Annotated in this window: 22 protein-coding genes; 7 read left to right on the forward strand and 15 right to left on the reverse strand. The window is 56.9% G+C overall.

The window, feature by feature from the left end; genetic code table 11:
* The 4 genes from ACI1P1_RS29485 to ACI1P1_RS29500 form a co-directional block, all read right to left on the reverse strand.
* The coding region (locus tag ACI1P1_RS29485) for a rhamnogalacturonan lyase family protein (RefSeq protein ID WP_463605686.1) at nt 1-1,388 on the reverse strand (1,388 nt) is incomplete at its 3' end.
* A 199-nt stretch (nt 1,389-1,587) separates the two neighbouring features.
* On the reverse strand, nt 1,588-1,791 hold the full coding sequence (locus ACI1P1_RS29490; RefSeq protein WP_416220180.1) for a hypothetical protein: 204 nt from the start codon (nt 1,789-1,791) through the stop codon (nt 1,588-1,590).
* Nucleotides 1,792-1,896: 105 nt separating this feature from the next.
* On the reverse strand, nt 1,897-2,214 hold the full coding sequence (locus ACI1P1_RS29495) for a hypothetical protein (RefSeq protein ID WP_416220181.1): 318 nt from the start codon (nt 2,212-2,214) through the stop codon (nt 1,897-1,899).
* A 112-nt stretch (nt 2,215-2,326) separates the two neighbouring features.
* Nucleotides 2,327-2,899 (reverse strand): xanthine phosphoribosyltransferase, encoded by a 573-nt coding sequence (locus ACI1P1_RS29500; protein WP_416220183.1) that lies wholly within the window; start codon nt 2,897-2,899, stop codon nt 2,327-2,329.
* Between the two features lie 344 nt (nt 2,900-3,243).
* On the opposite strand from ACI1P1_RS29500, the gene ACI1P1_RS29505 reads away from it, so the two are divergent.
* Nucleotides 3,244-3,936, forward strand: coding sequence for a hypothetical protein (locus tag ACI1P1_RS29505; protein WP_416220184.1), 693 nt, complete (start codon nt 3,244-3,246; stop codon nt 3,934-3,936).
* 90 nt (nt 3,937-4,026) lie between these two features.
* On the opposite strand, the gene ACI1P1_RS29510 is transcribed toward ACI1P1_RS29505, so the two are convergent.
* Nucleotides 4,027-4,626, reverse strand: coding sequence for a DedA family protein (locus ACI1P1_RS29510; RefSeq protein WP_416220185.1), 600 nt, complete (start codon nt 4,624-4,626; stop codon nt 4,027-4,029).
* 112 nt (nt 4,627-4,738) lie between these two features.
* Here ACI1P1_RS29510 and ACI1P1_RS29515 point away from each other — a divergent pair, with 112 nt between their 5' ends.
* On the forward strand, nt 4,739-5,785 hold the full coding sequence (locus ACI1P1_RS29515) for a YkvI family membrane protein (protein ID WP_416220186.1): 1,047 nt from the start codon (nt 4,739-4,741) through the stop codon (nt 5,783-5,785).
* Here the strand turns inward: ACI1P1_RS29515 and ACI1P1_RS29520 are convergent.
* Both ACI1P1_RS29520 and ACI1P1_RS29525 read right to left on the reverse strand, forming a co-directional pair.
* The gene (locus tag ACI1P1_RS29520) at nt 5,711-6,115 is read right to left on the reverse strand and encodes a hypothetical protein (protein WP_416220187.1); all 405 of its coding nucleotides are present in this window, start codon (nt 6,113-6,115) and stop codon (nt 5,711-5,713) included. The genes ACI1P1_RS29515 and ACI1P1_RS29520 overlap by 75 nt on opposite strands.
* 48 nt (nt 6,116-6,163) lie before the next feature.
* The gene (locus tag ACI1P1_RS29525) at nt 6,164-6,460 is read right to left on the reverse strand and encodes a hypothetical protein (RefSeq protein ID WP_416220188.1); all 297 of its coding nucleotides are present in this window, start codon (nt 6,458-6,460) and stop codon (nt 6,164-6,166) included.
* A gap of 159 nt (nt 6,461-6,619) precedes the next feature.
* Between ACI1P1_RS29525 and ACI1P1_RS29530 the strand changes: the two genes are divergently transcribed.
* The 3 genes from ACI1P1_RS29530 (at nt 6,620) to rsgA (ending at nt 9,956) form a co-directional block, all read left to right on the forward strand.
* Complete coding sequence (locus ACI1P1_RS29530; RefSeq protein WP_416220189.1) at nt 6,620-7,384, forward strand: glucose 1-dehydrogenase; 765 nt, start codon at nt 6,620-6,622, stop codon at nt 7,382-7,384.
* A gap of 51 nt (nt 7,385-7,435) precedes the next feature.
* On the forward strand, nt 7,436-8,359 hold the full coding sequence (locus ACI1P1_RS29535) for an EamA family transporter (RefSeq protein WP_416220190.1): 924 nt from the start codon (nt 7,436-7,438) through the stop codon (nt 8,357-8,359).
* Between the two features lie 529 nt (nt 8,360-8,888).
* Nucleotides 8,889-9,956: a ribosome small subunit-dependent GTPase A gene (gene rsgA / locus ACI1P1_RS29540; RefSeq protein ID WP_416220191.1), complete on the forward strand. Its 1,068-nt coding sequence runs from the start codon at nt 8,889-8,891 to the stop codon at nt 9,954-9,956.
* A gap of 147 nt (nt 9,957-10,103) precedes the next feature.
* Here rsgA and ACI1P1_RS29545 read toward each other — a convergent pair whose 3' ends face one another.
* From ACI1P1_RS29545 to ACI1P1_RS29560, 4 genes are all read right to left on the reverse strand, one after another.
* Entirely contained in the window at nt 10,104-11,324 is a 1,221-nt protein-coding gene (locus ACI1P1_RS29545; RefSeq protein ID WP_416220212.1) for a GTP-binding protein, read from the reverse strand.
* A 700-nt stretch (nt 11,325-12,024) separates the two neighbouring features.
* On the reverse strand, nt 12,025-15,411 hold the full coding sequence (locus ACI1P1_RS29550) for an AAA family ATPase (RefSeq protein ID WP_416220192.1): 3,387 nt from the start codon (nt 15,409-15,411) through the stop codon (nt 12,025-12,027).
* Nucleotides 15,412-16,758 carry a metallophosphoesterase family protein gene (locus tag ACI1P1_RS29555; RefSeq protein WP_416220193.1) on the reverse strand — a complete coding sequence of 449 codons (1,347 nt, stop codon included), beginning with the start codon at nt 16,756-16,758 and terminating at the stop codon, nt 15,412-15,414. It lies immediately after the preceding gene.
* The gene (locus ACI1P1_RS29560; RefSeq protein WP_416220195.1) at nt 16,755-17,942 is read right to left on the reverse strand and encodes a glycosyltransferase family 4 protein; all 1,188 of its coding nucleotides are present in this window, start codon (nt 17,940-17,942) and stop codon (nt 16,755-16,757) included. The genes ACI1P1_RS29555 and ACI1P1_RS29560 overlap by 4 nt, the downstream gene beginning before the upstream one ends.
* A gap of 130 nt (nt 17,943-18,072) precedes the next feature.
* Here ACI1P1_RS29560 and ACI1P1_RS29565 point away from each other — a divergent pair, with 130 nt between their 5' ends.
* Together ACI1P1_RS29565 and ACI1P1_RS29570 are read left to right on the forward strand one after the other, a co-directional pair.
* Complete coding sequence (locus ACI1P1_RS29565; RefSeq protein WP_416220196.1) at nt 18,073-19,242, forward strand: GGDEF domain-containing protein; 1,170 nt, start codon at nt 18,073-18,075, stop codon at nt 19,240-19,242.
* Between the two features lie 36 nt (nt 19,243-19,278).
* Nucleotides 19,279-19,881, forward strand: a complete 603-nt coding sequence (locus ACI1P1_RS29570) for a hypothetical protein (RefSeq protein ID WP_416220197.1) — start codon at nt 19,279-19,281, stop codon at nt 19,879-19,881.
* Between the two features lie 314 nt (nt 19,882-20,195).
* On the opposite strand, the gene mnmH is transcribed toward ACI1P1_RS29570, so the two are convergent.
* The 4 genes from mnmH to ACI1P1_RS29590 form a co-directional block, all read right to left on the reverse strand.
* A complete protein-coding gene (gene mnmH / locus ACI1P1_RS29575; RefSeq protein ID WP_416220198.1) occupies nt 20,196-21,230 on the reverse strand; it encodes a tRNA 2-selenouridine(34) synthase MnmH in 1,035 nt (344 codons plus the stop codon).
* A 13-nt stretch (nt 21,231-21,243) separates the two neighbouring features.
* The gene (selD, locus tag ACI1P1_RS29580; protein ID WP_416220199.1) at nt 21,244-22,284 is read right to left on the reverse strand and encodes a selenide, water dikinase SelD; all 1,041 of its coding nucleotides are present in this window, start codon (nt 22,282-22,284) and stop codon (nt 21,244-21,246) included.
* 197 nt (nt 22,285-22,481) lie between these two features.
* Nucleotides 22,482-23,600: an aminopeptidase gene (locus ACI1P1_RS29585; protein WP_416220200.1), complete on the reverse strand. Its 1,119-nt coding sequence runs from the start codon at nt 23,598-23,600 to the stop codon at nt 22,482-22,484.
* Between the two features lie 63 nt (nt 23,601-23,663).
* Nucleotides 23,664-24,296 (reverse strand): ArsR/SmtB family transcription factor, encoded by a 633-nt coding sequence (locus ACI1P1_RS29590; protein ID WP_416220201.1) that lies wholly within the window; start codon nt 24,294-24,296, stop codon nt 23,664-23,666.
* Nucleotides 24,297-24,582: the final 286 nt, after the last annotated feature.

The following is a 24,582-nucleotide window of genomic DNA, read 5'->3' on the forward strand; positions in this document are numbered from 1 at the left end:
TCCTGGCAGCCGTCCCCGTCCACATCCGCTGTGGACAACGCATGGGCGCCTTGTTTGGCGAAGCTGCCGAAGCCCGGGTTGCGGCCATTGGGCTCATGGAGCGTATCCGCGAAGGGATTGTTCATGGTCACCCAACCGCTGTCGGTATACCACAGCTCCGTGAGCTCCTTGCCATCCCAGTTGTAGGCGGCCATCGTCGCCCGGGTGTAATACCCGCGGGCAAACAGTGCCGAAGGGGTGCGTCCGTCAAGGTACGCCACCCCGGCCAGGAAACGGTCCACCCGGTTGCCCGGTTCAATCCGGTTCCAGGAGTAGTCCCCCCACATCAGTCCATCATCGTGACGGCCTGGCTTGTAGCGTACGGTGGAAAGCTCCTCCCCTGTGTCGCCGCGGAACACAGTCAGGTATTCCGGTCCCTTCAGGATAAAACCCTCAAACTCCCGCAGCTTGTTCCGGGGACTCCGGCTGGGGGCGTACACGTCTACGAAATAGTCTGCCAGCTTCTCCGCATCCTCCCGGGACAGCGGATAGCTGTACTGAGGCGCGATGCCAAAGCAATCCTCCAGCGTAGCGGGCCAGTGTCCCGCAGCTACTTCCTCATGATTATGCCAGCTCTGGAACATGTCCGCCACATGAGCCACGTAATCCGCGCCATTCATGCGATAATCGTCGGAGTGGCTATACCCAGCCGCCACGTCCTCTGGCATCAGGGTAATATACGCCTCGGAGACCGGCTTGCCGTCCTCGTATCGGATCACCTTGGTACCCGGCGCGGTTTTGAACATGATCTCCGCTTTGCCGTCGCCGTCAAAGTCATACACCAGGAACTGGGTGTAATGCGCCCCCGCCCGGATGTTCACGCCCAAGTCGATGCGGTACAAAAGCCGACCGTCCTGCTTATAGCAGTCCAGATAAACATTGCCGGTATAACCCACATGGGAAACATCATGGGAGTTGGACGGATCCCACTTGACGATATATTCATACTCGCCGTCACCATCCACATCGCCCACACTCATGTCGTTGGCACTGTAGGTATAGGCTTGGCCTGCGGGGGTGATCCCATCGGCGGGTTTTTGCAGCGGGATCTCCAGATAAGGGGCTTCCCACGCCTTCACTTCGGCACTACGCTCCTGCTCGATCCCGTTTACCACCGCTGCCACTGCATACACCGATTCTGCACTGCCCGAGCGGTCCAGATAGTTGGTGCTGTCCGTTACATCGGCCAGCTTCACACCGTTCCGGTACAGACGGAAATCCGGGGCGGTGAGTCCCTGCTCCGAAGCACCTGTTACTTCATTGCCCAACAGCCGCCAACTGACGAATATTCCCTCCGGGGTGCGGGATGCCGCCAGCCCCCGGTTCAATTGTTCCATTTGCACACTCATGTGTATCCTCCTGCATCATAAGGCTTCATAATCTCCATTACACATGTCTACCTTATGCCCTATCCGGCTTGCAGGCAATCGGACATTCTTGATTTTCCCCGCCAATCAAGAAAGTGCAAACGGAACAAATAATGAAAACGCCAAAAACCGGGGCTTCTTTTAGGAAATCCCCGGTTTCATAGGATAAGCAGCCTTATCCCTATTCCTTCTCCGCGTTCTCCGCCTCAAAGCTATACTCCCGGCTGAGCTTCACCAGCTTCCGGTTGGCCTTGCGGAGCAGCACCATCTCTTCGTCCCAAGCCACCACAATCCCCAACACATCATTGGCAGGATCGGCATCCCGGCGGACCCGGATCCGGGCCCCGGACAGACGGAATTGCTGAAGCAAATCTGCAGTAACCATACACCCTCCTTTTCCGCAAAAAAGACCTGAACGGGTGTCCGTCCAGATCCTCTGCCGTCGTACTTGTAAGTATCGATCGATTAATTGCGCTCTATACGTTCACGGTCAGCCGACATGCTCCTTAGATTCGAACCAGTAATCCAGCACTGTCGCGGACATAACACGCTTGGCGATATATTCGGACTGCTTCTCCGAAAACTCCCCGCTCCAGTCCACATGAAGCTCGTTGCACAGCTTCACGATGGTCAACAGTTCGGACCAGGCGACATACCGTTTATACCAAAAAAACTGCGGATGCTCGATCATATAAGGATAAAGATCGTCAAATTCAGTATGCTTGCATTCAAGGGCACGCTCAAAATGTACCTTTGCTTCAACCAGCTTAGACAGCAGGTATTCTGCCGGAATGGTATTCTCCCCCATGTCAAGTGCCTCCTCTCTGCCTTCTTACCCCCCATTATAATCGAAAATGTCAAATCGGGGAAGCCGAAGAGAACTTGAAAATGTTGCTTTTTCATGTCCGTTTCAATGTCAACTAATCGGTAAAACGGACCTCACTGCCGTCTACAGACGCTACCCGGACAAGAGAATCCAACCGCACCCCGGCCTCCCGCAGGGCAGGCGCCCCCTTCTCGAAGGCCTTCTCTACTGCGATACCTAAGCCTACCAGGGTACACCCGGCCTGCTCCAGGATCCGGATTACCCCGCGTACCGCATCACCATTGGCAATAATGTCATCAATAATAAGCACCCGGTCCTTGGAGCTGAGCAGCTTTTTGGAAATCATCAAATCCGTCACAATGCCCTTCGTAAAGGAAGGAACCCGCTCACAGTAAGAGTCATTGTCAGTGGTCAACGTTTTTTTGCGGCGCGCAAACACCATGGGCACACCCAGCTTGTAGGCGGCAGCAAAGCCGATGGGAATTCCCGACGATTCGATGGTCACGACCTTGGTGACGCCCGACTCCCGGTAAAGCCGTGCGAATTCCTCGCCCATTTCCATGATCAGCTCAGGATCCACCTGATGATTGAGGATGGCATCCAACTGGAGGACTTTGCCGGATTGCACCGTCCCTTGACGCCTGATTGCTTCCTTTAACCGATCCATAACCAAAACCCCTCCGCGCGCATCGCCTTTATTCGCTGTCTTAATCCTTGTAACATTACCACAGGGAATTCAAGCTTTTCAAGTACGTTTGTTATTTTTTTCATTAAAACCGCAACTTTTTCCGGGGACGGACTGTCTATATAACCAATAGGGAGATTTATCCTCCAACCACACTCGGAATTGAATTGAAGCAGCGCCTCACTTTTGGGAGAATAAGTTAGTGCCAATTGAGTATTGTTTATGGCAACCCTTTGGAGGTATGATGGATTACATCCGGTGTCACAGCTGACGCCGTCGGGCGTTTACTCGAGAGACACAGGTTCTATAGAAGGGATCGATTCTCCATGTTAAAGAAATGGTTCAGCCAGGCGGCAGCAGCCGGAATGATGATTACCCTTGCTGTAACAGTGGCTGCATGCGGCGGAGATAATGCTGCCCAATCACCGTCTCCTGCACAGGCAACCGTTGCTACAGTCAAAACAACCGCCCCAACCGGCAGCCCTGCAGCCGGCACCGTTACTGCAGCGTCGGATACTATGGCTCCTCCCGAGAAGGCACCAGGAGTCAACAACTATGTTCAACAAGCAGGCAATGAAGCCAAACCCACTACCGCGGCAACCTCCAAACCCAAGAGAACCTACGACTCCTATACGGTGGAAAAACCCCTGCTCATGGGTGTAGCGATTGGCGACTCCCAGGACAGCGTTGTTAAGCTCCATGGCACCCCCAAAAGCCATTATCTGATGGACGATGCCGAAGACCCGATTAACGTATATGAATATGATGGCTTTCATATCGGTTTGAATCCCCAGAAACAGGTGGAATTCGTAGAAGTGGCCAGCTCCGAGGAGGATCCCGGACTGAACAGCCTCCGCTTAGGCCAAACCACTGCAGAAGCCGCCAAGGCTTTGGGTAAACCCGATTCCAGCACAGACTATGTTATGACCTACAAAACCAAAACCACTGTCCTTAAGCTGGATATCGATACGAAGAGCAAAACCATCCAATCCATCAAGCTGTTCGGAAGAAGCGAATAAACCAAAGTGCAGATCAATAAAAACAGCCACCGCTTATGCCTTCCCTCGGGAGAGCAGCCAGCGGTGGCTTTTGCCGTTGCGTCCAACATCTCAGATAATCCGCTTGCGGCTGCGGAGAACGATCAAAGCGGCCAGGCAGGCAATAACCGCCACTGCCCCTACGCCAATCCCGATGTAACGGTGGACCACCTTCATGGCGAAGTCCAAATTATGGCCGATAAAACGGCCCAGAGTAATAAAGGTCACTGTCCAGACCAGTGCTCCGGAGCCGGCATACGCAATATAGCGCCAAATCCGGACGCCGCTGATGCCTGCCAGATAGCAGGTAAAATGGCGCACACCCGGAACGAAATAGCCGAAGGTGACAGTCCATAATCCGAAGCGTCTGAACCATTCCTCCGCCTTGTCTAGCCTTTTGGGCGTCAGTTTAATCCACTTGCCGTACCGGGTAAGAAAGGGCTTGCCTACTTTATGCCCGATGGCGTAGCTGACCAGCATGCCTGTCATAGAGCCGAAAAAGCAAACGGCTATGGAAAGTGAGTACGAAAACCAATTCAGCGATGTCAAATATCCGATGAAGGTCATCAGGATTTCGTCCGGAACGGGCAACCCGATGATCCCCACGGCAAGAAAACCGTACATGGCAAGGTAACCGAACTCCAGTATCCACTCCTTAAGCAATTCCAGCACTGATACACGCTCCAGTTCATTTTTCATTTAGGCATTTCAAGATGCCAGTCATGCGCCTGTCCCTTCTATCATACCCTTGTACTAACGGAATGGAAAGGAGGCGGATGCGCCGATGCGCAATTTGAAGCAAATTCTCCAGATCGCTTTCACCTATATGGGAACCATAGTTGGCGCGGGCTTCGCAACCGGCAAGGAAATTCTTTTGTTCTTCACCAGATATGGCTGGGTAGCCGTGGCGACCATCGGGATTGCAACGGTCCTTTTTGTGTGGGTGGGCTGCAAGCTGATGATGATCGCCCATGAAATCGGCGCCGAATCGTATGAGGATCTGAACAAAGAGCTGTTCGGTCCCAAAATCGGGGATGCGGTCAGTTTATTCACCCTGCTGACTCTGTTCGGTGTTACCTCCGTTATGCTGGCTGCTGCAGGGTCTCTGTTTCAGGAGCATATGAACCTGCATGTTCAAGTGGGCCTCTTCCTGACGGTTTTCTTGACCTACCTGCTGCTGAACAAGGGAATGGCCGCTATCCTCGCCGTCAACTCGGTGGTGGTGCCCATCATGATATTGTTCACCGCGGCCATCGTATGGATTACACTGCGTTCCCCCGGGTCTGGTAACTGGGTTACCCTGCAGGGAGATCTTCCATGGCATAAGGCCTGGTTTTCACCGATTCTCTACACTTCCTACAACCTGGCTATGGCGCAGGCGGTGCTGGTGCCGTTGGGCAAAACAATCCACGACAAAAAGGTCCTTTATTGGGGCGGAATTGCAGGAGGCGTAGGCATCGGCTTGCTTCTCCTTGCTTGCCACTACACCCTTTCCGCGCAGATGCCCGGCATTATCCGTTATGAAATCCCCATGGGTCATTTAATTCAGCCCCTGGGACGTGTTGTGCAGCTCTTATATGTGCTGGTCATCTTCGGGGAAATCCTGACCACTTTTCTTTCCAATGTGTACGGGCTGGGGCTGCAGCTGAAGCAGCGCTCCGGTCTGCGGATGGCTGTGCTGGTCCCCATTATCCTCTTGGGCTGTTATCTGATCAGCCAAATCGGCTTTGGACGCCTGCTGGAGGTGCTTTATCCCCTATTCGGCGTGGTAAGTCTGGTCTGGTTTGTTGCCCTGATCTACCGCCGACGGGTCTGGGTTCGCAAGGCGTAGCACCATCATAAGCCGGACCAGCAAAAAAATAAGTCCCACTAATGAAAATATAAATCCGGACAGCAGATAACCATAATGGTAATACGGGTATTGGTCCCGGTCGTTGATAACACCGATTACGTCGGCCAGCAGGAATACCAAACCGATCAGCACCAAAGCCAGAACGGCATAGTCGAATACGGTCCAGCGGAGCAAGAGCTGGCGTTCCAGCTTCCCGGGAGCGCCGGTTTTTCCTTTGGCCTGGAACATCCGCCATACGGTATATACAGCTCCGCCGGTGACAGCCAAAGCAAGAACCGCTGCAAATATCTGCAGGATGGTATACAACATAAACAAGAGCCTCCTGTCCAATTCATAATCAATTCGCCCCGGGCCTTTTCAGCCCTCGGTTAGTCTGGATACCAGCCAGACTACAGCGGCAAAACCGGCGGCAGGCAGCACCGCGGCAGCCCAAAAAACGGCTTTCCAGCCGGGATAGGGAGCGCTTTTCCAGATCAGCCCAAGCAGCGGGTCATGGTTATGGATATCATTCGTATCCGGATGTGGAGCATTGTGGGCAGGAAATGACTGGACTGCTTCCCGGGAGGTTTGGTCGGAAACATGGATCTTACCTTTCTTCCAGCCGATGCGGTAGCTGATTTCTCTGTCGGATTGGGATTGCTCCGGCAAGGTCACTGCGGCGGCCTCCTTTCATAACCTATGGAATGCGATAGGCTACTTCTATAGTATTCCAAGCCGCTCCCAAAAAGCAACGCTTTTGGTGAAAGGGATAGAGTCATTTCAGCCGATTGTGGTAATATGTTGGTAGTCTATCTTTCGGAGGGAGGTTGGCGAATGGCGAAAACAGCGCTTGTGTCTGGAGGCGCCCAAGGAATTGGCCGCTGTGTGGCGCTGCGTCTGGCTGAAGCGGGATATGCCGTGTCCCTGTGCGATACGGACCGGGAAGCCGGGCTGGAGGTCATCCGAATGATTCATGAGGCGGGCGGAACGGGGATTTTCTGCTGCGCGGATATGGGTGTCCGGGAGGATGTGGAGCGGTGGTTCCGGGTCACGGCTCTGGAGCTGGGGGACATCCATGTACTGATCAATAATGCGGGCATCGGGAAAAATGCGCCTGTCCTGGAGCTGTCTCTTGAGGATTGGAGCCGGGTCATTGCGGTGAATCTGACCGGTACCTTCCATGCCTCCCAGCTGGCTGCCAGACGGATGCGGGAGCAGGGAACAGGCGGCAGCATCGTCCATATCGCCTCTACCCGCGCACTGATGTCGGAGCCGGGAACCGAAGCATATTCGGCCTCCAAAGGCGGCATCCTGGCTCTTACCCATGCCATGGCTGTCAGCCTCGGCGAATACGGAATCCGCGTGAATGCCGTTAGCCCCGGATGGATCGAGACCCGGGATTGGCAGCTGGGCTCCCGGTCGGTCACTCCTTTCCACAGCGAAAAGGACCGGCTTCAGCATCCCGCAGGCCGTGTGGGCACTCCGGAGGACATTGCGGCCGCCTGCCTTTATTTATGCGGGGCTTCGGCGGGTTTCATCACCGGTCAGAATCTGGTGGTGGACGGCGGGATGACCGTCAAGATGATTTATGAGGAGTAAGGAACTGTTTGTAGTGTAGTGTCATGACATCTGGAGAGGACCTGATTATTCATGTGGTTGTTATTGGCGGCTTCGGCTGCAGTCTGTTTCGGCTTAAGGGGGATTCTGTACCAATGGACCTCCCGGCAGCCGGCGGACCGGAATGTGCTGCTGTTCGGTGTGTATGCCTGCGGAGCAGTGGTGGCTTTGGCTTTGAATCTGTTCTGGGGACAGCCTTGGACGGCGGGTGCGGCAGTCGGCATCGCCATGGGGCTGTTCTCCTTTGTGTCCAACTCCGCCATGCATAAGGGCTTTGCAGTGGGCAAGGCCTCCCTGGTGGCGCTGTTGGTGGGACTGCCTCCTCTCATTGTTGTCCTGGCGGCGATGGTGCTGTGGAAAGAGCATTTGAGTGTGGGCCAAACGTTATGCTTTGTGGTTATTCTGGGCGGCGGCCTTCTGGTCAAAAGTGCCGGAGGCTTGAGCCTGCGCAATATGGAAGGCGCCCAGTGGGGTCTTCTGGCTATGGTCACCTTCGCCTTTACGGATTTGTCCAGCAAACAAGCGGCATTGTCCGGCGGTGAAACACTGCCCACACTTGTGCTGATGTACGTGACCGGCAGTCTGCTGTTCGCCGTATCCGCAGGTGTGGACAGGAAGCGGCAGCTGGCTGCGGAGGCCCGCGGAGGTGCGGAGGCCGCTTTGGCCAGGCAAGAAACGGCCGCTGCTGCTGAAGGGGTGCAGCCCCCGCGCTGGAGTCTCGGCAAAACCGTGGGAATCGGAATGGCTGTGGGCATCAGCAACATCTCAGGGATGATCCTGATGATGCCTGCCATGAAAATGGGCATCACCGGCTTGGTTTCTGCCATTGTAGCGCTTAATGCGCTGATTATTATGCTGTACGCCTGGATCATCCTCCGGGAGCGGGTGAAGCCCATGGAGCTGGCCGGGATGATCCTGGCCTTCGCCGGGGTGCTGGCTTTGCGGCTGCTGGGGTAAACGGTGCCGACTGCTTTTGGGGAGAAACTGCGGCTGGGAGCGGTGTTAGCGGAAATGTTCTTCCGCTGTTGGTAACCGGCAGTGGATATACGGGGAATAGCGGAAACGGTTTTCCGCTATTCCTTCTTTTTTGCCGTTTGGCAGGCTGCGGAGGACCGATAGCGGAACTTGCTTTCCGTTATCGCCTTTTGGGTTGGTTACAATCTATGAATAGCGGAAATATCTTTCCGGTATTCTTGGATAGCCTGCTCCAACCAACCCATAGCCTCTTGGAAATAATATTTGGTTATAATCATCCGTTCCCCTGCGGAAGCGGCTTTTTTTGCGTATACTAACATACGTACCTCACTATGAATTTATCGGAAGGATGATGTTGTATGCACTTGCTGACGAATGGAAAAGACGGCCGCAGGTGTCCGAGGCTGGAGGTCTTATCCTGACCACATGTAATCGGACTCCTGCGAAGAAAATCGGCATGGTTCCACCGGAACCCTGCCACCCTAATTTATCTTGGCAGGAGGAAAAACATTTGAACGACTTTTTGACACAATGGGGCTGGCGCCCCTTATTTGATGAGGATGCGGACGTTTACCGGGCCCAGGGATGTATTCCCGCCCGTGTCATACTGGAGCACAAGCATATGTACCGGATCGTCTCGGAGAACGGCGAATATTTGGCGGAGGTCACCGGCAAGTTCCGTTATCAGGCGGATGGCCGGGAGGATTTCCCGGCAGTGGGTGATTGGGTAATGGCCAACCTTCGGGAATCCGACGGGCGGGCCACCATCCGCGGACTGCTCCCCCGCTTCAGCAAATTTTCCCGCAAGGTTGCCGGGGCAGTAACGGAAGAGCAGATCGTGGCGGTGAATGTGGATACGATCTTCCTGGTACAGGCGCTAAATCAGGACTTTAATCTGCGCAGACTGGAGCGTTACCTGATCCTGGCCTGGGAAAGCGGGGCCAACCCGGTGGTGATCCTGAGCAAAGCGGATCTGTGTGAAGAGCGGGACGAGCTGATGGCGCAGGTGCATATGGTAGCTGCTGGAGTTCCTGTCCATGCCGTAAGCGCATTGGACGGAATTGGGCTGGAGGAGCTGGCGCCTTACATCGGCAAAGGAAAAACTGTGGCACTTATGGGCTCCTCCGGTGTAGGCAAATCAACCCTGATTAACCGGCTCATCGGCCATGAAGCCATGGATACCGGCGGCATCCGCGAGGATGATGGCCGTGGACGGCATACGACCACCCACCGTGAGCTTTTGCTTTTGCCTGACGGCGGACTGCTGCTGGATACACCCGGCATGCGGGAGCTGCAGCTGTGGGATGCGGACCAAGGGATAAGCGCAGGTTTTGCCGATGTGGAAACCTTGTCTGGCCAATGCCGCTTCCACAACTGCTCCCATAACCGGGAGCCGGGCTGTGCGGTTCAAGCCGCCCTGCAGGACGGCAGCCTGGAGGAGGAGCGTTACAACAGCTACCTGAAGCTCCAGAAGGAGCTTGCTTATCTGGCACGGAAGGAAGATAAGCAGCTTCAGCTTCAGGAAAAATCCAAGTGGAAGCAGATTCACAAGCAAATGCGCACCCATAAGCCGCGTTAAGACCTGTTAAGACCGTTAGACCCGGAAGCCCTTTTCCCCGGCAGCAGCAGGCTAACACCTGCCCGTCCGGTGGAAAAGGGCTTATTTTAATCAAAGTCGTCATGTCCCGGTGAAATTAATGATAATTTTTACTACTAATTCATGCTGCTATTGGCCGATTTCCTCTCTGTCAGGCTCGGGGGTTTCCCAGGAGGGAAACGGGTCACGCAGCGTCCTCCAGTCTGCCGCCATTTCCCCGTCGGTAAGCAGACATTGATCCAGCTGTGCGGTGAGAGCATCCCGGTCCAGACGGATGCCGATGAGTACCAGCTCGTTGATCCGGTCGCCCCACTCCGGGTCCCATGTTTTCAGAAGCTCCGGGCTTTCCTGGAAATAACGCTCCCGCTCCTTCTCCGGTAGAGTCGCCAGCCAATATCCTGCCGGGCCAAACTGGATGGAAGGGCCGGCCTGTCCGATGGAGGCGGCCATATCCGGGCGGGAGGCCAGCCAGAGAAATCCCTTAGAGCGGACGATCTCCTGGGGCAGCTTGGTCAGGAACTTGTAAAGCCGGCCCGGGTGGAACGGACGCCGCCTGCGGTACACGAAGGAGCTGATGCCGTATTCCTCCGTTTCCGGTGTATGCTCCTCCTTCTGCAGCTCCCGCATCCAGCCTGCGGAGGAGCTGGCCTCCTCGAAGTCAAAGCGGCCGGTATTGAGGATTTCGGCGGCATCGATCTTGCCGTATATGCTGCGAAGCAGCTTGGCTCTGGGCTGAAGGGCACGAAGCACTCCCTCCAGCTGCTCCAGCTCGGTTTCCTGCAGCCTGTCGCATTTATTCATAATAAGCACATCGCAGAACTCAATCTGGTCAATCAGGAGATCGATGATATCCGGCTCCTCCCCGTTCTCTTCCGCTTTAGTGCGCTCCAGGAGCTGGTTTCCTGAGGAAAAATTCTGCCACAGGGTATACGCATCCACCACTGTAACCATACAATCCAGCCGGCAATAGTCCGTCAGATCAACACCGTTGGCTTCATCCCGGTAGGTGAAGGTTTGGGCGATGGGCACAGGCTCCCCAATCCCCGTGGATTCGATGAGAATATAATCAAACCGCTTCTCCTCCGCCAGCTTCTTCACCTCCAGCAGCAGGTCCTCCCGCAGAGTGCAGCAGATGCAGCCATTGGACAAGGAAACCAGCTTCTCCTCCGTACGGGACAGGGATGCGCCGGACTGGATCAGGGAAGCGTCAATATTCACCTCGCCCATATCGTTTACAATGACGGCTACACGCAAGCCCTCCCGGTTGTTCAGCACATGGTTCAGCAGCGTTGTTTTGCCCGAGCCCAAATAGCCGCAAAGGACGGTAACGGGAATCCGGTTATCAGTCAATATACTCATTTCTTTTGCTCACTCCTTGTAATCGCTTGGTATCCACTCGTCATATACTCGCATGTTATACGCGCTTGTTATACGCGATTATCTGGAATACATGTGGGTACTTCGCTATTTATTCGTAATATTTACTATTAAAACACATCCTTTCTAAACGTGCAAGACTTAAATAGGGAGGGATGAGTTGCAGCACCACCTCCCATTCGCCCATGCCCCGGCCTTAGAAGCTCCATCCGCACCCGGCACCCTTGGCTGCTGGGTCAACCTCCATTTTCTGCATTTGCACACACCCTCTGGTTGATAAAAATAACAAAAATAGCGGAACCGGAGTTCCGCTATTGCTTATGCATGTGTGGAAATAAAGCGATAACGCAAAGGTTTTTCCGTTATCATCCAGATCGCCCCTGCGTTGGCGGGGTTTCAGCAGCCATAGCGGAAATTGCGTTCCGCTAATCAGACGCCGCTGCACCTGGACGCCCGGATAACGGAACATAGCTTCCGCTATTCTCCCGGCACCGCCTGTATAACAAGGATAAGGGAAGGGGCATATCCGCTATTCCCCTTCTTCCGGGCTTAGGCTGCAGCTTTATCGGCCAATAGCGGAAGCTTGGCTGCTCTTATGCCCTGATTTTCCAGTGCGGCTGCGCAATAGCGGAAGGTCCGCTTCCGCTATTGGAGCCACGCCGCGGATGCGCCATCACGCTCCGGCTGAGGAAGCACCGCCAGCCGGCGCAGCCACCGGCAGCAGAATCCGCTGCGCCGAGGGGGCTGCTTCCGCCAGTGCGTCCAGCACATGGCGGTGGCACGTGAAGAGCAGCACCTGATGCTGCTCCGACAGCGCAGCCAGCTCCCGGAGCGCCAGCAGCAGGCGCTCTCCGTCAAAATTGACGAAGATATCATCCATGACGAGAGGCAATGGGTTGTTTCTAGCGAATTCCGCTGCAAGTGCGAAGCGGAGAGCCAGGTACATCTGCTCTGCGGTCCCGCGGCTCAGGCGGGCGGAATCCACCGCCTCCCCGCCGGGACGGATGGCGAGCAGGCGCTCCTCGCCCATAGGCGCGGCGATGCGGACATAGCGCCCGCCCGTCAGCCGGGCAAAATGCTCCGATGCCCGGCGCATCACCTCCGGCTGCTTTTCCCGCTCATAGCGCGATTTGGTGCGGGCCAACAGCCCTGCCGCCATGGCGAACACCGCCCATTGGGACGCCTCGTCCCCGAACCGGGCCAGCAGCTCCTCCTGCTTATCCCGCAGCGCCCCATGATCGGTGCCATCCGCCAAACGGGCATAGTCCGCATGGAGCCGGCCCTTCTCTTCTTTCCATCCATCCACGGCCGCCTCCAGCTCCAAAAGCTCCCGCCGGAGTTGCTCCGTTTCCGCCCCCAACTCCGCGGGAGATCCGCCCTCCAGCACCTCGCCCAGCCTGTCCAGCCGGGAGCCGCCTACAGCCGCAGCAAGCAGCTCCCTGAGGTTATTCGCCTCTGCCTCCAGCTCACGGCGGGCCGCCTCCCGGGCACCCAGCCGCCAGAAGTCCTCCTCGCCGTCCGCACCGGCCTGGCGCCATAATTCCGCCAGCCTATCCCGGCAGCGGATCAGCGCCTCCTCCTCCAGCCGCAGCCGCGGCGCCAGCCCCTCCAGCTCTGCCTCCGCTTCGCGGCAGCGGCTTTGGCGCTCCGCCGCCTGCTCTACCGCCTTGCGGAAGCCCTGCAAGGCAAGCTGAAGCTCCTCCGGCGTGCCGAACGCCGTACCGAGCACCGCCCCGGCGGACGCTTCGAAGGCCGCCCGGTTTCTGCGGATACGGTCCAGCCGCCCACGGCTCTCCTCCTGGCGCAGCCGAAGCTCCGCCGCTTGATCCAGCAAGGCCACAAACTCCATGGCCGCCTCAGGGGAAATCTCCCCAATCGCCGCATTCCATTGGGCCAGCCATTGCCTCCATTCCGCCAAAAGCTCCCTTTGCTCCTGCTCCGTCTTCCGCTGCTCCCGGCCCAACTGGTCAACTTGGCGCCGCAGGCGGGTTTCCGCTTCATGGGCAGCCTTCCATTTCTCCTCCAGCTGATAATAATCCCGCAAGGCCTGATTCAGCCGGTTGAGCCACTCCTCGAGTTGCTCCGGCAGCGCTTCATTGCCGGAGTCCAGCACCAGTTGACCTCCGCTGCTGCCTTCTAGGCTGCTTTTCAAAGTCTGCAGCCGTGCTCCCAGCTTCCCGCGCAAGCGTTCCAGCTCCTGCTCCAGCTCTTGGCGCCGGGCGGCAAGCGGCGTGTCTACCGCCAGTCCCGCCGCCGATTCATCACCAGGGCGGTACCGCCTGGAGGAACGGCTGCCTCTACCCGAAGATGAGGTTCCCCTGCCGCCAAGCAGCAGTCCCCCTCCGCCAGCACCCATCACTACCAAACCTGCAGCCGCCAGCAACCAATTGCCCGCCAGCCCGAAGAACAGACCTGCTCCGCCTCCTGCACCCAGAAGCAGCGCCCAAAGCAGCACCATACGCCCATCCGTCCCCTCCGGCCGGGACACCATCCGTCCATTTGCCTCCGCCTGAGCCTGAAGCTGCTCCACCGACAGGCGATGCTCAAGCTCCCGTTCGCGCAGATGCCGGTATTCCCGTCCGGCCTCGGCCAGCTGGCCGTACTCCCGGCGCAGCTCCCGAATTACCGCAGGCAGCTCCGCAGCCAGTCTGTCCGCTTCCGGCGGATACGCCGCCGCAAGCGTCCGCTCCGCCCCGGCAAGCAGCTCCCGCCGCTCCTGCACTAGGGCAGCGGCCTGCGCCAGCTCCGCCTCTGCAGCATCCACCGCATTGTCCAGCCGGACCCGGGCCAGCTCCCGCTCCCCCCACAGCTCCTTGAAGTGTGCAGCCTCCTCCCGGTTCTGCAGGGTAACGGGAGGAAGACAAGACTCCGGGGGCACGGCAGTGGCAATTTCGGGAAATTCACGCCAATCCGCTTCGCCGGGCAAACCACCGCAAGGAAGCCCCGCCTCCTGCAGCTTCCCCTGCAGCAGCCGCTCCAGGCGCCCAAGCTCCAGGAGCAGCTCCTCCTCCTGGCCGAAGCCCGCCTTGTACAGGCTCAGCTCCTCCGTCAAAGCCTGCACTCTTTCACGCAGACGAACCAACCCGGCATCCGCTTCCGAATAGGCCGCGACAACATCTTCCAGCGCGGTTTGCCTTATCCGAAGCCCAGCCAGCGTTTCCTCCCGCTTCTCCAGCTCGCCCAGCAGCACGTCCTGCCGGGACAGCCCATCCTCGGGAAAAGGGCCCTCTCCCCCAGCCGGTATCCCCCGGAGCGACTCCGTCACATGACTCAGACGCAGCCAGCGCTCCCGCTGGGCCCCAGCCGCCTCCAGCAGCTCCAACCGGGCTTTGCCGCCGGCCAGCTTTTCCCCGGCTTCCGCAATCCGGTCCGCCAGAGTCCCGATTTCCGCTGTCAGCTGGTTATACCGCCCGGCTTGGGCCAGGCTTTTCCGCCAGGCGCTGTCCAGCGTATCCCACTCCCCCAGCAGCTGGCTGATCCCCTGGTTCCGCCCCTTGGGCCGGAAACGGCTCTCCAGCTCCTGAACCAGCCGCTTCTCCGTCTCCCGGACCAGTGAGGCACGCACCCCCAGCCCGGCGCTGTGAAGGAATCCGCCCAGCTCCTCAGAGGTCAGAGTATGCAGCGCCTGAAGCTCCGTCAGAGTAAAGGCGAACAAATTGCGGAACTGCTCCGCCGTTACGCCCCCCAACAGCTCCCGCAGCAGCTCCTCGCCTCCCTCGCGCCCATCCGGCAGCGTAACCGTCACCAGCCCGGCGGAGGGAATACGTCCCCTGCCGCCGGCGGCAGCAGCATCCGCCGAGCGCCGGAACACACGCACCTGGCTGCCCGGCTCCAGCTCCAGCACCAGAGAGCCGCCATGAACGCCGCCTTTGGCGGGTTCGAACCGCTCCAGACCCGACTGGCGGGAGGGAAAGCCGAACAGCACCGCACGGATCAGGTGCAATAATGTGCTTTTGCCTGCTTCATTAGGGCCGTACAGAACCGTCATCGGGCCATGCAGCTCCACCGTCCGGTTCTGCAGCCCGCCGAAACCCTCCACGCGGATTTCCCGGATTCTCACCTACGCTCCCTCCTCTTCATCAAGCAGATGGTCCAACAGCCATTCCGAAGCCTGCTTCAAGAGCTCTGACGCAAACTCCGTCTTTATACCCGGTACAGCAGTTCCGTCCGCCGCCAAGCCTGTTTTGCGCAGAAGTGCACCCGCCCGGTGATGGCCCAACAGCGGCTCCAGGCATTCTCCGGCAAAATCATGCAGCGCCTCCGGCTCATTCTCCAGATCAGCGGCCAAACGCAGAAGCTCCCCAAGGAACCCTTCGGATTGCAGCAGGGCTTCCCGGTCTGCCGCCACACCGGTGCGCACAGTCAGCTTTTCCAGCCAGACCAGCGGCATCCCTTCCCCTGCACCGGATTCCTCCTCTGTCAGCTCCCAACGCTCCAGTTCCGCTCTCCGCAGCTCCTCCGCCAAATCCCGGGCGTAACCGCCTTGGAGTTTCCCGTGAAGCCGCCCTCTGCCAGTCAGGACAAGCCGCAACACGGAAGGCCGCCCCTCTGCCTCCATGCGGGCCTCCTCCATTGCCCGCTCCAGCGCCTCCTTCAGCTCCTGCTCTGTGGAGCAATCCGCAATGGACACCTCCCGGGCCAACCAGCGGACCGCGTCCAGCACCCGGAACTGCAATTCCGTCGCCCCGCTTCCGTCCACCTCCACCACATAGCAGCCTTTCGCCCCGGTTTCACGGACGCTCCTGCCCTGGATATTGCCCGGATACACCACCCAAGGCTTCTCCGACAGCACCCTGCGGGTATGGACATGGCCCAAAGCCCAATAGTCCAACCCGGCCGCTGCCAGCTCCTTTAACGAACAAGGGGCATAATCCGCATGCTCCGGTGAACCGTCCACATTGGCATGCAGCAGCCCGATCTGGTAAACACCGCCTGCCCCCGCTCCGAAACGCTGCGCATAATTCTCCTGCACCGCCGCCGTCGGGTACGAAATCCCCTGAATATCCGCCACATGGCCGCGCCCCTCCAAAACCACAGGAACACGCTCCACCTCTCCCGGCTTAAACATATGTATTCCTGATGGCCAGCCCAGCTTCGCCTCCCGGCCATCTAGCGGATCATGGTTCCCATGAACGACAAAAGCGGAGATTCCGTTCTCCGCCAGCCGTTTCATTGCATTATGGAACCGGAGCTGCGCCCTGAGCGACCGGTCAGCGGAATCATAAACATCTCCTGCAATCAGCACAAAATCCGCCTTCTCCCGGATAGCCAGCTCCGTGAGGCTATCCAGCGCAGCGAAGGTAGAGCCGCGAAGAAGCTGCCGCACCGCCTCCGGCACGCCGGACAGTCCCGCGAAGGGGCTGTCCAGATGAAGGTCGGCGGCATGGATAAACCGGAACGGAATCACACTCCGCCGCCTCCTTCGTTTTCACCCTCACCCTCGAACTCCTCCGCACCGTCAGCGGCTGCAGTCCCGAAGCTCCGGTATACCGCCGCCAGCTGTTGGATCACCCGGGTAAGCGAGTAGGATTTTTTGGCCTTTTCCCATGCGGCGCGGGCCAGCTCGTAACGGTAGCCGGGATCCTCGATCAAGGTTTCCAGAGCGTCTGCCAGAGCCTCGGAATCCCCTGACGGGACCAGCAGGCCGTTACGCCCGTCCTCAATCTGCTCCGGGATGCCCCCAACCTGAGTCCCCACCAGGGCCAACAGGCACAGAGCCGCCTCAGCGAATACGGAGCCGAAGGCCTCCGCCCGGGAGGGCAGGACGAATATATCGAAGAAGGGCATGAATTCCTCGGGATGCAGCATATAGCCGTAGAAAATGGTATCCTCATAAATGCCCAAATCCACCGCCATCTGCTCCAATTCCTCCCGGATCGGACCGTCTCCGATCAGGTGAAGCACGAAGGGGACACCCTTCTTTTTCAAGCGGGCACATGCCTCAAGAAGGGTATCCAGCCCCTTGGCCGGGACCAGACGACAGACGGAAATCAGTTGGGTCACTGCATTTTCATGGGAATAAGGACGGAAGCGCCGCTGGTCGAAGCCGTTCGGAATCACTTCAACCCGGCTGCAATCCTCCATATAGTTCCCGAGATACATGCGGAATGCGTGGGAAGCGGTTATGATACGGTCCAGGCTGTATTCCAGCTCGCCATAAATCGACGTGAGGAACTTCTCCTCCGGCCCCCCCTCCTGAATCCGTCCGTTTAACATCAACTCCTTCTCATAGCTGGAGTGGATGGTGATCATCACGGGGGTATCGGGAAAAATCCGCTTCATGGCCAGCGCCGCAATGGGATGATGGGCATGGATCAGGTCATACGAGCCCTTCAGGCGCAGCTTGGTCCACCATATGTAATCCTTATAGGTTTGGATATATTTATCGATAATCGGATTGCCGGCATACTGCTTCCAGTCAAAGGTGTGGAACTCTACATCCTCCGTCCCTTTGCTGCGTATGCGTTTAGGCAGGGAAAACAGCTCCATATCCCAGCCCTTCTTAATAAACCGCTCCTGGATATACGGCACCATGGACGATACCCCACCAGGCTGTTCCGGCGGAAAAAACAGCGCCTGCAAGATTTTCATGATTTCCTCCTTCATGGTGCAAGAAATCCCGTTTCATCCCTATTGTAGCGCCTGCCGGCGGCAATTGAAAAGAGAACACACCGACAAAGTTTTTGGTATAATGAAAGAATGGGTTGAAGGGAGAATGGACATGCTGTACGAGCTTTTGTGCGGACCGATGCGTCCCGTTTATTTTTCCACGATTATTCTGGTGATCCTTCTGCTGATGCTGGTGATGACGTTCAGGCTGTTTGTGAACCGGCGGAAGAAGGCTTATTTCTCGCTGTCCCTGTCGATTCTGGTGGTGATGGCCCAGCATATCCTCATCATCTCGGCTGGAACCGACGCCCCTGGCACAGGTAATTGGACGGGCTACGCCACGATTCTTTTGAAGGCGGTTTCCTTTATCTTCCTGAACCTGGGCATCTACCAAATGTACAATTCCTCACGGACCCGGCAGCATGTTTTGACCTGGTCGGCCGTGGTTATTGCGGTACTGCTATCCCTGATGTACTTCCTGGTGGATGGGTTTGAGGGAAATCCGGGGCAGGTGGTGCTGCTGCAGAATCTGGGCATTGAGCTGTATATGTTTCTGATGCTTTTCCTGTGCCACCAATGGATTTCGCCATGGGTTGGCCAATGGAACCGGTACCAGCTGAGTTTGTCCTTTTACTTCATCTACCAACTGATCCATCTGGCGGATGTGTTTATTACGGGCAGTGCTTATCCGGCTCTGGCAGCGGCGGGCAGCACCTTCCTCGTTTTGTATTATATGACGCTGTTTCTCATCGTGTTCGAGCGGGTGGTGGAGCTGCTTCAGGCTGTGTATACCAAATCCATTACCGATGCCCTCACCGGGCTGTATAACCGGCTGTATTTTATGAACCGCCTGAAGCAGTATCTGTCCCATGAGGTGCCGGTCACCGTTATTTTTACGGATATTGACAACTTCAAGAAGCTGAACGATACACAAGGCCATGACAAGGGTGATGAAGCGTTGAAAAAGGTGGCCCTGATCCTTCGGGAATGTGTGGAGGAAATCGGAGTGGCGGGACGTCTGGGCGGCGAGGAAATGGTGGTGCTGGTGACTGACCCGGAGGTCCATCCGGGCGAATTGGCGGAGCTGATCCGCAAACGGATTGAAGCGGAGGCCGGGGTTACGGTTAGTGTTGGCTACAGCAAGGCGAAGAAGGGAATTTCTCCGGACGCCCTGGTGAAGCAGGCGGATGAAGCCATGTACCAGGCCAAAACCACAGGCAAGAACAAGGTCTGCAAATATATGAAGCAAAAGCAGCTCAACGCTGGCGGTCACGCCGGATAATCTATGCCTTAGCTTCAATGGGAGGCGGTAACGAAAATGCTAGGGTGGTTCCGTAAAAAAGATCCGTTAGATCCTGCCGTCCAGCTGAAAAAGCTGGCTCTTTTGGGCTTCCGCCCCCGTCCGGAAATCGGAGAGCGGGAGCTGGTAAAGTTCCGCAAGGAAGCGTATATAGAGAAGCCGTATCTGCTGCTGCTGATCGCCCTGGGCGGTACCGCCGGGGATGGAGGGCCTATATCGGAGCGTATCTGGCATGTACACAGGGACAGCATCCGGCAGGCGGGGGATTATGTGCATGCCATAATGCGGCTGGCCGGGGTAGCCGAAGCCTCGGGGGCGCCGCTGCCCGTTGCTGATGCGCAAGCCCTTCCCTCCGGGCAGAACGTTCTCCTCCGGTTCAGGCTGGACGCCCGAATCTGCGAATGGGAGCTCTCCGGCTCCCCAAACGCCTTGAACCCGGAGCTCCTGCTTAGAACCGCAGATATACTCCCGGAGTCGGCAGGCCCGCGCCAATTCGCCTATGCCGCCTTGGGCGGACCGGACGCCTTGATCGTCTGCCTTGACCCCGGGGAGCTGGATGCCTTGAACAGGCTGACGGGACTGGGCTTCACGTGGCTCGCAGGCAGCGGATTCCGGTTCTAGGCGGGTTTGCATACACACCCTAGGGTTTGTCCGGACAAATTCTAACGGCGGTGAGAGCCCTTATTACGTCGAAAACACCCCTTCAGAAAATCTAACGGCGGCCACAGCCTTTATTCGAACCACTTGCCCCGCTGTAGGCCTCTTTTTCGTCCAATAGCGTCCCCTGCTTCCGTAAGATTTCGAGGCACCCCGTTTTGGAGCAAATAACGTCTCTCACTGCCGTTAGGAATTATTAGCAGCAGCCTGCCACGACTCCCCCACCTGCATTCATCGCTGACCGTAACTACTCCAGGAATTATGTCCGCAATCCCGCTCTAACCCAACGGAGGCAGCAGCTCCCTGACCCGGTCCAGCGCCTCTTCTATTGTCGCAGCCTTGACTACCATAGGCGCCTCCTTGTACACCCCCTCGGAATGGGCGTATAGAGGATCGTAATAATACTCCAGAAGCAGCAGCACCGCCTCCTCATACGCTCCGGACAAAAGCTTGCTCTCAATTTCCTTGGCTATAGGTGTATGAATCCGCTCCTTTATGAAGCGGTAGGCCGCCAGCAGCGCTTCCCCGTAAAGCTCGGGCTGATAGTCCGCTACAATGTGTTTGGCCCGGACCTCCAGAGGGAGCTCCAGCAGAATCGTTCTGCCCTCCTCCTTGCTGTGCATAATAAACTCCGGCAGGGTAATCTTGCCAACCTTCCGGCTTTCGGCCTCCAGCAGAATCCAAGGGGAGTGCTCCAACGTTCCCAGCCTTTCCGCCAAATAAGCATCGAAGGTTTTTTGGTTATGGGGCAGCACTCCGACTCCTCCAAAAATAGAGCCGCGGTGTCCTGCCATCCCCTCCAGGTCCGCTACCGGATAACCCTCCGCCTGCAGCGCTTGAAGAATGGCGGTTTTGCCGGTGCCGGTATTCCCTTGGAGAACATAAGAAGGCCACGGCCGCTGTGCCATATGCTCCAAACGGGCCGTTGTCCATCTCCGGTAATCCCGGTAACCGCCTTCCAGCCGGTATACGCGGATACCCATCAGAGAAAGCACGGTGGAAACCGTCCGGCTGCGCATCCCTCCTCTCCAGCAGAACACCCCTTTTTCCCGGCCAATGCTTTGGAATTCCTTCACCAGTGCGGGAAGCTTGGCAGAGGCAATCTCCAGCCCCCGGTCCTTGGCAGCCTGAACGCTCACCCGGGTGTACAGAGTACCGATTTCCGCCCGTTCCTCATCGTTGAAAAAAGGAATGTTGATGCTGCCGGGAATGGTGCCGTCCCGGAATTCCGACGGGGACCTGACGTCTACTGTGACCAGATCCCCGTTTTTTCTGCGGATAAGCAGATCTTCTACGCTGATGTCCTGAAACACGCCTGCCACTCCTCTACACGACCTGAATTTGTCCGGGATGCTCTGCGGTAACCTGTCCGATCAAATGGGCCTCCACTCCGTCCGCCACCAGCTTCTCCAAAAGCTCCGCACTGTCCGCCTCGTCTACGGCAATCAGAAGCCCACCGGAGGTAACGGCGTCGCATAGAATGTAGCGCCCGATCTGATCCATTTCCTCGGGAAACATCACCGAAGGCTCTACATGCTTGAAATTGTTGCGTGTGCCGCCGGGCACCGATCCGGCTTCCGCCAGCTCTCTGGCTCTTGGCAGGACGGGAACCCGATCGGCTTCGATGCGGATGCCGTTACCACTCCCCTTGGCCATCTCCAGCGCATGTCCCAATAGTCCGAAGCCCGTTACATCCGTACAGGCGTGGACCCGGTAAGGCTCCATAATTTCGGCTGCTTTTTTGTTGAGCGTTGCCATAACCTGGGTAACCCGTGTAATCTCCTCCGGCGATAGCAGATCCTTCTTGATGGAGGTGGTCAGGATCCCCACTCCGATGGGTTTGGTCAGAATCAGGCAATCGCCCGGTTTTGCTCCGGCATTGGTGCGCACCTTGCCGGGATGGACCAAACCTGTTACCGCCAGCCCAAATTTGGGTTCGTTGTCATCGATGGAATGCCCGCCAACCAGCGTCACTCCAGCCTCCCGCATTTTGTCCCCGGCACCCCGCAGAATCTCTGCCAGCACCTGCTTGTCCAGCTTGCTGATGGGAAACGCCACAATGTTCAGCGCCGTCAGAGGTTTGCCCCCCATAGCATAAATATCGCTGATGGCATTAGCGGCCGCCACCTGTCCGAAGGAGTACGGATCATCCACAATCGGCGTAAAAAAATCCACCGTTTGCACCAGCGCCAGCTCATCCGTCAGTCGGTACACGCCGGCATCATCGCTGGTATCGATGCCTACCAGGAGATTCGGGTCCGGCAGGGGAGCCGGCAAGGAGCGGATCACCTGGGACAGGTCCCCGGGACCGATTTTGCAGCCGCAGCCTCCTTTGGTGGAATATGAGGTTAATTTAATGGAATCCATACATGAACAACCCTTTCGCCCCAGGCGGAAATTTTCTTTCGGTAAATCTGATTATGCTGTAATGATAACCCATTTGCTCCTCCAAAATCTATCTAGCAACGTTACTGATCCCTTTTTACCCTATGCCGTAAAAAACGCCGTTCTCCTTCCCGTATATGGGGTTGAAGAGCGGCGTTTTGCGTAAGAAAACAGTCTTATTAAGAAATCAGGTTTTCGGGATTCAGAACTTCCAGCTCCGGAATGACAAAACGGCCGTCCTTGCGGATCAGAACGTCATCAAACCAGATTTCCCCTCCGCCATATTCCGGGCGTTGGATACAAACCATATCCCAGTGGATGGCGGAATGGTTGCCGTTGTATGCCTCGTCATAACATCTGCCCGGAGTGAAGTGGAAGCTGCCGTCGATTTTTTCGTCGAACAGGATGTCCTTCATCGGAGTTTTGATGTACGGATTAACGCCGATGGCGAATTCACCCACATAACGGGCGCCTTCGTCGGTATCCAGAATGCTGTTCAGGCGTTCAGTGTCGTTGGCGGTTGCCTTCACAATTTTGCCGTCCTTAAACTCCAGGAGTACGTTCTCGAAGGTAAAGCCATTGTACGGTGTGGGCGCATTGTACTGCAGGGTGCCGTTGATGCTGTCACGCACAGGAGCGGTATATACTTCGCCGTCCGGAATGTTCATTTCGCCTGCGCATTTGATGGCTCCGATTCCCTTGATGGAGAAGGTAAGATCGGTGCCGGGACCGGTAATCCGGACCTTGTCGGTGCGGTCCATCAGTGCTTTAAGGGAATCCATCGCATCGTTCATTTTGCCGTAGTCCAGCGTGCACACATCGAAGTAGAAGTTTTCGAAGGCTTCTGTGCTCATGTTGGACAGTTGGGCCATGGAAGCGGTCGGGTAACGAAGCACTACCCAGCGGGTTTTCTTCACACGGGTTTCAAAATGAACCGGCGTCTGGTACAGGGCGTTATACTGCTTCAGCTTGTCGGCGGGCACATCGGCCATTTCGGTAATGTTCAGGCTGCCGCGGACGCCGATGTAGCATTGCATCTGCTGCATCTGGAAGTCATCCACCTTGGCCATGGTGGTCAGCTGCTCTTCGGTCCCCTCCAGCACCAGCTGGCGGATGACCTGCTGATCCCGCAGATTTACGAAGGGATTGGCGCCTGCCTTGTACACCTGCTTCACCAGTTCCTTGACCAGCGGATTGTCAATGTTGAAGGCTTCGATCAGAACATTCTCGCCCTTCTGGGCTCTTACGGAATAATGGACCAGCACCTCGGCCAGCCGTGTCAAACGGGGATCTACCATGGGTTGCACCATCCTTTGGATAATTGGTTTATGGGTTATGACATTGCCAGCATCATTGCAGTCTTACTCTTTTAATGCCTCTTCTTCATCCTCATACTCATCCCCATCCGCAAACAGCGGCCCCTCCGCCTGAAAGCCGACGGAAGCCAGATAAAACAATCTGCTTTCCTCGCTGCCGGGATCGTTCATGTCATCCAGCTCCTGAAGCAAAGCCCGGTACCGGGCTAGCCACCCGGCGAACTTCTCCGGCTTAAGATGCACTTCCATCTGCATGGCGATGCGCGGCCAGGCGTCTTTGTTGGCGCTTTGCACCTGGAAGGCCTCCTCCGGAGCCGTTAACGTCCGCAATCTGGCACGGCCCACAGTGTTCAGCGTGAACTCACGGAAGTAATTCTCCACCTCGGTCCGGTGGGGCAACAGCCGCTCCCCCGGCACGAAGCTCCAGGCTACCGCCCGGTAGAACTTTTGGATAATGCCGTTTTTGACTTCGGTTTTGACCACGCGGATAAAGCCGTTCTTCTCCAGCTCCGCCAGATGGTAATGAATCTTGGACCGCGGAAGCGCAAGAAGCTGGGCCAGCTGCTGTCCGGTATACGGCATCTCGATGAGATGGCCCAGAATGGTGGTGCGGAATGGGTCACTTACCGCCTTCAGCTGCTCGTACTCCTCGATGATAAACACAGGGGCCAGCTTCATAGGCGCCTCCTTCCACCGTCCCGGCCAGAGACGGTCAAATATTTTCACTCGTATCATAATATTTGTTTGACCTGTTGTCAATTGACCGTATACCAACTGGTGCTCGATAATCAGTCTTTGTCCCCTCAATCGCCTCATTCGTCACATATGACTCCCACCCTAACGGACTCGAGAGACGTTATATCGCCGAAAAGATTGTCCTGAAAAATCTAACGGACACGAGAGCAGCTATTTCGCCCAACAGACCTGTAAAGGCACACGTTTGGCGGTAATAAAGGCTCTAGTG

Source organism: Paenibacillus mesotrionivorans (assembly GCF_046098205.1).
Lineage (GTDB): Bacteria > Bacillota > Bacilli > Paenibacillales > NBRC-103111 > Paenibacillus_AR > Paenibacillus_AR mesotrionivorans.

Coding starts and splice junctions, on each gene's coding strand:
- ACI1P1_RS29505 (WP_416220184.1), top strand. CDS start 3,244: ATGTTAAAGAAATGGTTCAGCCAGGCGGCAGCAGCCGGAATGATGATT.
- selD (WP_416220199.1), bottom strand. CDS start 22,284: ATGGATTCCATTAAATTAACCTCATATTCCACCAAAGGAGGCTGCGGC.
- ACI1P1_RS29535 (WP_416220190.1), top strand. CDS start 7,436: ATGTGGTTGTTATTGGCGGCTTCGGCTGCAGTCTGTTTCGGCTTAAGG.
- ACI1P1_RS29490 (WP_416220180.1), bottom strand. CDS start 1,791: ATGGTTACTGCAGATTTGCTTCAGCAATTCCGTCTGTCCGGGGCCCGG.
- ACI1P1_RS29590 (WP_416220201.1), bottom strand. CDS start 24,296: ATGAAGCTGGCCCCTGTGTTTATCATCGAGGAGTACGAGCAGCTGAAG.
- ACI1P1_RS29515 (WP_416220186.1), top strand. CDS start 4,739: ATGCGCAATTTGAAGCAAATTCTCCAGATCGCTTTCACCTATATGGGA.
- ACI1P1_RS29585 (WP_416220200.1), bottom strand. CDS start 23,600: ATGGTAGATCCCCGTTTGACACGGCTGGCCGAGGTGCTGGTCCATTAT.
- ACI1P1_RS29530 (WP_416220189.1), top strand. CDS start 6,620: ATGGCGAAAACAGCGCTTGTGTCTGGAGGCGCCCAAGGAATTGGCCGC.
- ACI1P1_RS29495 (WP_416220181.1), bottom strand. CDS start 2,214: ATGGGGGAGAATACCATTCCGGCAGAATACCTGCTGTCTAAGCTGGTT.
- ACI1P1_RS29565 (WP_416220196.1), top strand. CDS start 18,073: ATGCTGTACGAGCTTTTGTGCGGACCGATGCGTCCCGTTTATTTTTCC.
- ACI1P1_RS29560 (WP_416220195.1), bottom strand. CDS start 17,942: ATGAAAATCTTGCAGGCGCTGTTTTTTCCGCCGGAACAGCCTGGTGGG.
- ACI1P1_RS29520 (WP_416220187.1), bottom strand. CDS start 6,115: ATGTTGTATACCATCCTGCAGATATTTGCAGCGGTTCTTGCTTTGGCT.
- ACI1P1_RS29570 (WP_416220197.1), top strand. CDS start 19,279: ATGCTAGGGTGGTTCCGTAAAAAAGATCCGTTAGATCCTGCCGTCCAG.
- ACI1P1_RS29500 (WP_416220183.1), bottom strand. CDS start 2,899: ATGGATCGGTTAAAGGAAGCAATCAGGCGTCAAGGGACGGTGCAATCC.